Consider the following 7449-nt stretch of genomic DNA (forward strand, 5'->3'; position numbering starts at 1 on the left):
GGCTTTTTTATCTAATGAAAATATTTACTGATAATCAGTAAGTTAAGTGAGTTTATTGCCTGTTTTTAAGTTTATCCGTTTGGTAGTGATTCATAATATTACTATTGTTTAGCCCACATTGGATTTGTTTCTAATATAGCTATATGTACCGGACAGGACGGCGAGTGAGCTCCAGATAGATAACCAATGCTCATTAGGAACTCATTTACGATTTCTCCACCTGTAAAACGGAATGTTTTTTTAAACAGTTTTACCCATTCTTCTTTAGGTTTGGGATGCTGATGTTCCAGCCATTTTTCAAAACTGCCATATTCCTTTTGCAATAACAAAATGGTCTTTGCGTTTTCAATTGCGGCATTAACCTTAAGTTTATTGCGGATAATTCCTGCATCGTTCAGTAATCGTTCACGGTCTTTTTCTGTATAAGCTGCCACTTTCTCAAGATTAAAATTATCATACGCTTTGCGAAAGTTTTCCTCTTTTTTAAGGATGGTTTCCCAACTTAGTCCCGCCTGATTTATTTCCATAATCAAACGACCGAAAAGCTCATTGTCATCATGAATGGGAAATCCGTAATGATTGTCATGATAATTCTGGTGAATGCTCCGGCTGGGTTCCTTCATCATAGGTATATAGTTGCAGTAACTCATTGTTATTAATTTATGTTAGTACAAAGATGGACTAAACTGTGAAGTTAAAGTTCGTCAAAATGGAAGGTTTCGTTGCCATTTTGACGAATTTTAACTATGCTTTCAAACAGCTTATTTCCCTCTGTTTTCGATTGTCTGAGGATCGATAGTATTTGGTGCTGCGTGGTGTGAAAGATCTCCTGCCAGTGTGATGATAAGTTCCCTAACCGAAAACTCCCAGTGGTCATCCACCCGCTTAAAAGTATCATGGTAACGGCCCACGGCAATTGGCTGTAAAGAAAGTCCTCTTTCGGCATCTGCTTGTAAAATCGTAAGATAGGATACCGCCGTTGCCTCATCTGTATCTTCTTGGATATCCAAAACCGTGTTGGTGGTCAGGTGTGCGGTTCTAAGGGTTCCATCTGCATAGACCTGCAAATTTTTACTCAATTGGCTAACAACACCTACTTTGCCTTCCATCACATTGTCTGGAGATATAATTTTCCCGTTGGCAAATAAATCTCCAACCTTATCAAATCTGGCCTGATCTACATAATGCGTGTATCTGGCAATTAAGTTATGGATCTGCTGTTCGTTACTCATTTTCAAATTTGATTTTTTTGATAGTCGTTATTGTCGATTAAATAGGTATCAGGGATATCGTTAATAATATCCTCACCATATGCCGAGCCAGGTGATTGATAGCCGACTTTAAAGTCGGCATTTAAGATGCGATGTGCCACTGCTACTACCGAAAGCGGTGTAAGGTCATATCCCGAAGGAGCATCTACATACGCTTTTACTACTTTCCCGTCTTGTCCTGTAATCTCTGCTGAAATCCCATTTCGCCCCGCTGCCCGTTCTTCCCTGGTCGGTCCATCAGGCAAATTTTCGGCTGTTAAATCCTGAAGTTCCGTGGCAGGCAGTTTTAGAGAAAAAAATTCTTCGATATTTGGAATTCCCGTTGATTTATAACTTAGTATAATTCCACCCAGAGGTGTTGGCATACATTCCACTTCCTCTTTGCCAAACAAAAACATTTTCGACTTTGGATCAGGATTATCAATGATTTCACCATTTCGACGAATTAATGTGCCTAAGTCTGCGATGTTCTTACTACTTAAAACCGACCCTCTGGAAAAACCTCCGTAGTGTCGGAAGCCCACTTTCAAGTACTCAGGTTCTGCCACTAATTTTGAAAGATACACCACCAAGGCATCATAGCTTACAAAAAGACCAGCACCGGATATCAATTGTATTCCAGCTTCCCGAGCTTCCCTGTCCAGCGATTGTGCCAATCGGTAGGTATCCAATTCCGCACTGATATCCAGATAGTGAACACCAGCTTTGAGGCAGGCTTTCATCGCTTGGTCGGCAGTGAACTTAAATGGTCCAGCGGCATTGATTAGAACCTGTTTACCATCTAATGCTTTTTTCCAAGCGTATTCGGTATCTACATCAAAAATGTGATAATCCACCGCTAATTCTTCTGCCAATCTTCGAGTTTTATCGGGGTCCCGTCCTGCAATCTCAAAATCAATATTTAATTCCTTTGCTCTAGTTGCAATGATTTTTCCCGTATATCCAGATGCACCATAAATCAGGAGCTTGTTTTTCTTATTGTCCATATTCTTGTAATATTTAACAATTATAATGATGGATTTGACCCTCCGTCAATAATATAATTTACCCCTGTGATATAGGATGCTTTTGGAGATACCAAGAAGCCAACCAGTTCTGCTATTTCCTCCGGCAGAGCCATCCTTCCCAATGGTATTCCGCCGAGGCTATCCATCAAATTTTGTGTTACCTGTTCTATGCTCAAACCAGATGTTTCGGCTAGTGATTGCAGGTAGGCATCCATTGTATCGGTCTTTACCATTCCCGGAGAGACCGTAGACACCCTGATCCCTTGTGGGCTAAATTCTTTCGACAAACTTTTGCTGTAATTATTCAGGGCAGCTTTGGCAACGGCATAACCGCCCAATGATTGATATACGGGAAGTGTACCTGTGACTGAAGATATATGGATGATGACACCGCTTTTCTTTTCCACCATCTGCGGCAAAATCGCCCTGTCTATGCGGACGGCAGATTGTAGGTTTAACTGCAGGTCACTCTCCCAATGTTCATCGGTAAGGGCTCCAAACCCACCCGAAGGACTGGTAGAACCACCCATATTATTGACCAAAATATCGATTAAACCAAACTTTTCATTGATTTCACTTACCACCTTACTAGTTTCACTGGCAATAGTCAAATCTGCGGCAATGAAATGATGTTTTGTTTGCGTTTCTGTAGGGCGGGTTCTCGCAGTTACGACCACAATTGCACCAGCATCAGACAACCTTTCGGCGATTGCCTGGCCTATACCTTTTGTTCCTCCGGTTACCAAAGCTACTTTGCCTATAAGTTCTTTTTCCATTTCTTCTTTTTTTAATTGAATGACCTATCGAAACCAATGTTTCGGATCTTATTATTTTTTTACTATACTTAAACTAACCGGTTATTAAACTGATGGATATGTACCGCCATCAACAAGCATATTGGCTCCCGTAATGTAACTCGCACCATCCGATACCAAAAAAGCCACCATATTGGCAATTTCTTCAGGCTCGGCCAAACGGTTTAACGGCACACCACCCAGGCTGTCCATAAGTTGTTGTGAAGCGTCCGATACGGTTTTGTTGATGGTCTGGGCATAAGTTTCCAGAAAAGTTTCCATAGCTGTTGTTTTAACCATACCAGGGGATACTGTATTTACTCGAACACCGTTTTTGGCAACTTCATTGGCAAGTGTTTTACTGTACGCGTTTAAAGCCGATTTCATTACACCATAAGAGAAATTGGACTGGTACAAGGGTATTTTGCCGTTTAGTGAGGAAATGTGGATCACTACTCCCGTGTTCTTTTCGATCATCTTTGGAACCATAGCCCTATCCAGCCTGATGGAAGCCAAAAGATTGAGTTCGATATCCCTGTTCCAGTCGTCGTCGCTGAGCATTTGGAAACCTCCTGCCGGAGAGGAAGTACCGCCCACATTGTTGATTAGGATATCCAGCGTTCCGTATTTTTCGATGATTTTTCCTGTTAGTTCCACTATATTGCTACTATCGGTCAGATCGGCTCCTATAAAATGATGTGCGCTTTCTTGTTCGGACGGCTTTCGTGCTGTTACCACAACTGTTGCCCCATTGGATGCCAACTTATCTGCGATGGCTTTTCCAATCCCTTTTGTTCCACCCGTAACCAGGGCTATCTTTCCCGATAATTCTTTATTTGATTTATCCATTATTGTTTGTAATTATTGAAACATTTGTTTCAGATTTATTTAAAAAATTTATTGTTGTTTTATTACCGGATCACGCAAAATAGTTTGCAGATGCTCCTGACTTTGTCCCAGTTCAAAGTGGGTCAAGTGGATTTCGTGGTGCATTCCGGATTTCTTAAATCTATTCTCTGTAGCAAATTTTTGCAGTATTGGCAGGGTTTGTAATTCTCCTGCAAAAGGTCCCTTGTGCAAAAGCTGTACACAAGTTCCTGCTGTGTAGGTAAAGTGCTCAAAGTCTTTTGCGAAAGAGAGATCGCTTGTTTGCCCAATCTCTTGGATGATTTCAGCTTTCACAAAGTCCGGAATGCGGATAGCAATACGATACTTCAACAGATCTAAATCTACCGTAGTATAGAAATTACCGATATCTACATATCCCACTTCTTCCTCATCAAACCAGTAGAATATTTCTACCACGCTGCTCGAAAATGCCAGATCTATTGCAGTATAATGCTGCTCCAGTACAGCAACAAATTCTTTGATGGCAGCTTTCTTTTTATAGAAAAGAGCCGTTCCGGGACTTCCATCTCCAAGAATAGACACATAGTTTGCTTCACCTATCTCTACTACTTCCGGCTTTTCATTTGCTGAGAAATAGTCTTTGTACTCTTGTAGTATATTCATAATTTTAAAACGTTTGTTTCAGATTTTGACAAAAAAATTATTGGTTGATTTGTTTTATCAGGAATGTTGCCATATTCTTGATGCGATTTTTGTCCTTGTGGATGATAAAAAATTCGTGCCAGCCACTAAAGTGGTTGATGATATAGTCCGTCAGCATAGCTGCATCCTGGCTTACCGTTATTTCTCCTTTCTGGATTGCTTTTTCCACTAAACCATTCAAAAGATTATAAGTAAAATCATTATCGGCTTTAATGATTTTTTGCACCTGTTCATCGGTTGCAGCTACCTCAAAAGTAGTTTTAATAGCCAAGCAACTGTTGGGTTCGTTTGTAATGACATAAACCGAAGATTGGATAAATTTTTCGATCGCCTTTATTGGAGATTTGATAGGCTCCAACTGTTTTAAGGCTTCCTTCATTCTGGTTTCGGTATAATGCTTTATACTACGGATAAAAAGCTCGTGCTTGTCGCCGATGGTGTTGTAAAGACTGCTGCTATTGATACCCATCGCCTCGGTCAGATCCCGCATCGTAGTGCCATTATAGCCTTTCCTCCAAAAGACATCCATTGCCTTGGAAACCGCTACCTGTTCGTCAAATTCAACATTTCTTGCCATAATTCTTTGCAAAGATATAAAAATATCTGAAACAAGTGTTTCAAAATTTAATATTTAGCTTTTCGAATTAGTTCAATAAGCTCTTTTTGTAATCTGATGGGGAAAGCGAAGTTTTACTTTTAAATAGTTTATTGAACGACTGTGGGTGTTCAAATCCTAAATGATAAGCAATTTCAGCGATGGTCAATTCATCCTTTGCCAGATATTCCTTTGCCTTTGCTATCACTTTTTCATGAATGTATTGTTGGGTATTCAAACCGACCAGGTTCCGCAACAGATCGCTCAGGTAGCGTGGCGTTACATTAAGATTTTCTGCTACTGAATTTACGGTCGGCAATCCCTTAATCAGTAGTTTATCATCCATAAAATAGTTTTCCAGCAACTCTTCTAATTTGGAAAGAATATCATTATTTACAGCTTTCCGGGTTAGGAACTGCCGGTCATAAAAGCGATTGGCATAATTGAGCAACAATTCAATTTGTGAGATGATTACATCCTGACTGAATTTATCAATGCGTTCGCACAGCTCCTCCTGAATAAATCTGTAAATACTCAGAATTGTTGCTTTTTCCTTTTCGGAAAGATAAAGGGCCTCGGCTGCCGAGTAGCCAAAAAAACCGTAATGTTTGATCTGTGTATTTAACGGATAATGTCGAATGAAATCGGGATGGATATGGAGTGTCATCCCACTATAATCAGCTTCTTCATCCTGCATTTTCAATAACTGACCGGGTGCTATAAACGACATTCCACCTGCTTCAAAATCATAATATCCTTGACCATATCTCAGTTTTCCGGAAAAGTTTGTCTTGAAAGATATCTTGTAAAAGTCGAGTATAATTCCCTGTTCAAAATCCTTTGGGTCAAACTCAGCATCTCCATAATTCATTATACTAACCAGCGGATGTGACGGAGCCGCTTGCCCCATTGCTCGATGCAATTGTGATAGTGAACTGAATATGACAGGCTGTTTTTTCATAGTACAAATTTAAGTAATTCATAAAGAAGTTGCTTCTGCCAGATTTGTATTAAATCAGACAGAAACAAAGAAACTAAAATACAAATTGTGAACGTGTTTTTTCGAATTGTCCTTCGGGTGTCAATTCCAAGCGTTCCCTGTATAAACTTACAGCATCATTACCTGCTATATACCTTAGCTGATCTTTGTTGTCAGTGGCTGCATCATAAATAATCCCGGCCACGCCTTCTGCTTTTGTATAATTGGCAAGCTGCTCCTCGCTATAGCCCTCACTTACTTTTGCTACAAGTTGGGCGTATGCATCGTGCATTCCTCCCTGTAATGACCTTCCCGCAAAATCAGTCTGCATTCCACCCGGTGCTACCACTTTAACTTTGATACCAAATTGAGCCAATTCGTAAGCCAGCCCCTCGGAAAAACCATCTACAGCAAATTTGGTCGCATTATAAATCGAACAGGTGGGATAGCCCATTAATCCAAATGTGCTGGTAATGTTGATAAAGCTTCCACTTTTCCTTTCCCTAAAATGCGGAACAAATGCTCTGGTTACGTTAATTACACCAAACAGATTGGTGTGCACCTGCGATAGAATTTGTTCGTTTGTCAAAGCTTCTAACGGACCTATCAGACCGTAACCGGCATTATTCAATACTACATCGACCGAATAGGATTGTAAAATAGTCGAAACTGTTTTTTGAATTACAGCACTATCAGTAACATCCAATTTTACTAATGTTACATTTGGAAGTTCTTTTAATTCATTTTCTTTTTCAGGATTTCGCATCGTTGCAATAACGTTCCAACCCTTTGCGTGAAATAATTTAGCTGTTGCTTTACCCAGTCCTGAAGAGGCTCCCGTAATGAAAATTGTCTTTTGCATAATTTCTTTGTTTTAATTTAACTATGCAAAGATGGGCATTGCGAAAAGCCATAAATTAATCTAAAATGAGATATTGTAAGCCAAAATGACGTTTGTTTTCAATTTGTAACCCTTTTTTGTAAATCGTCAGCAAAAAGTGGACACGATATTTTAAAAACTTAAGGAGTGTTTTCATCAAAAACGTTAGATTTAATTATGGGAACACCAAAGAAGAAGAGCACGGAATCATTTGTAAAAGACATTCGTAAGAATACGCGCAGGATCTTTACCGCCGAACAGAAGATTTTGATCGTTATGGAGGGTCTTAGAGCCGAGACCTCTGTGGCAGAATTGTGCAGAAAGCACAGCATCGCCCAGTCCCAGTTCTACGCCTGGAACAAAGAGTTTATG

At 40.0% G+C, this 7449-nt stretch carries 10 protein-coding genes; 1 reads left to right on the plus strand and 9 read right to left on the minus strand.

All coding sequences use genetic code 11. The features are described 5' to 3' along the window. Positions 1-101: 101 nt before the first annotated feature. The 9 genes from A37S_RS0122045 to A37S_RS0122085 form a co-directional block, all read right to left on the minus strand. Entirely contained in the window at positions 102-650 is a 549-nt protein-coding gene (locus tag A37S_RS0122045) for a DNA-3-methyladenine glycosylase I (RefSeq protein WP_028298821.1), read from the minus strand. A 111-nt stretch (positions 651-761) separates the two neighbouring features. Then, a complete protein-coding gene (locus tag A37S_RS25775; protein WP_051293393.1) occupies positions 762-1232 on the minus strand; it encodes a nuclear transport factor 2 family protein in 471 nt (156 codons plus the stop codon). Between the two features lie 2 nt (positions 1233-1234). Continuing rightward, on the minus strand, positions 1235-2257 hold the full coding sequence (locus tag A37S_RS0122055; RefSeq protein WP_028298822.1) for a saccharopine dehydrogenase family protein: 1023 nt from the start codon (positions 2255-2257) through the stop codon (positions 1235-1237). 20 nt (positions 2258-2277) lie between these two features. Continuing rightward, positions 2278-3054, minus strand: a complete 777-nt coding sequence (locus tag A37S_RS0122060) for an SDR family oxidoreductase (protein WP_036603854.1) — start codon at positions 3052-3054, stop codon at positions 2278-2280. 84 nt (positions 3055-3138) lie between these two features. Further along, a complete protein-coding gene (locus A37S_RS0122065) occupies positions 3139-3921 on the minus strand; it encodes an SDR family oxidoreductase (RefSeq protein WP_028298824.1) in 783 nt (260 codons plus the stop codon). Positions 3922-3969: 48 nt separating this feature from the next. Continuing rightward, entirely contained in the window at positions 3970-4584 is a 615-nt protein-coding gene (locus A37S_RS0122070; protein ID WP_028298825.1) for a hypothetical protein, read from the minus strand. A gap of 37 nt (positions 4585-4621) precedes the next feature. Next, entirely contained in the window at positions 4622-5200 is a 579-nt protein-coding gene (locus A37S_RS0122075; protein WP_028298826.1) for a TetR/AcrR family transcriptional regulator, read from the minus strand. Positions 5201-5267: 67 nt separating this feature from the next. Then, the gene (locus A37S_RS0122080) at positions 5268-6179 is read right to left on the minus strand and encodes a helix-turn-helix domain-containing protein (protein ID WP_028298827.1); all 912 of its coding nucleotides are present in this window, start codon (positions 6177-6179) and stop codon (positions 5268-5270) included. A gap of 73 nt (positions 6180-6252) precedes the next feature. Beyond that, a complete protein-coding gene (locus A37S_RS0122085) occupies positions 6253-7059 on the minus strand; it encodes an SDR family oxidoreductase (protein ID WP_028298828.1) in 807 nt (268 codons plus the stop codon). A gap of 195 nt (positions 7060-7254) precedes the next feature. On the opposite strand from A37S_RS0122085, the gene A37S_RS0122090 reads away from it, so the two are divergent. Beyond that, a partial coding sequence (locus A37S_RS0122090) for a transposase (protein ID WP_028298829.1) occupies positions 7255-7449 on the plus strand: 195 nt, incomplete at its 3' end.

Source organism: Olivibacter sitiensis DSM 17696 (genome assembly GCF_000427965.1).
In the GTDB taxonomy this organism is placed as follows: domain Bacteria; phylum Bacteroidota; class Bacteroidia; order Sphingobacteriales; family Sphingobacteriaceae; genus Olivibacter; species Olivibacter sitiensis.

Excerpts from the sequence above, each read along its gene's own strand:
- A37S_RS0122085 (WP_028298828.1), bottom strand. The coding sequence starts at position 7,059 with ATGCAAAAGACAATTTTCATTACGGGAGCCTCTTCAGGACTGGGTAAA.
- A37S_RS0122080 (WP_028298827.1), bottom strand. The coding sequence starts at position 6,179 with ATGAAAAAACAGCCTGTCATATTCAGTTCACTATCACAATTGCATCGA.
- A37S_RS0122065 (WP_028298824.1), bottom strand. The coding sequence starts at position 3,921 with ATGGATAAATCAAATAAAGAATTATCGGGAAAGATAGCCCTGGTTACG.
- A37S_RS0122070 (WP_028298825.1), bottom strand. The coding sequence starts at position 4,584 with ATGAATATACTACAAGAGTACAAAGACTATTTCTCAGCAAATGAAAAG.
- A37S_RS0122060 (WP_036603854.1), bottom strand. The coding sequence starts at position 3,054 with ATGGAAAAAGAACTTATAGGCAAAGTAGCTTTGGTAACCGGAGGAACA.
- A37S_RS0122075 (WP_028298826.1), bottom strand. The coding sequence starts at position 5,200 with ATGGCAAGAAATGTTGAATTTGACGAACAGGTAGCGGTTTCCAAGGCA.
- A37S_RS0122055 (WP_028298822.1), bottom strand. The coding sequence starts at position 2,257 with ATGGACAATAAGAAAAACAAGCTCCTGATTTATGGTGCATCTGGATAT.
- A37S_RS0122045 (WP_028298821.1), bottom strand. The coding sequence starts at position 650 with ATGAGTTACTGCAACTATATACCTATGATGAAGGAACCCAGCCGGAGC.
- A37S_RS25775 (WP_051293393.1), bottom strand. The coding sequence starts at position 1,232 with ATGAGTAACGAACAGCAGATCCATAACTTAATTGCCAGATACACGCAT.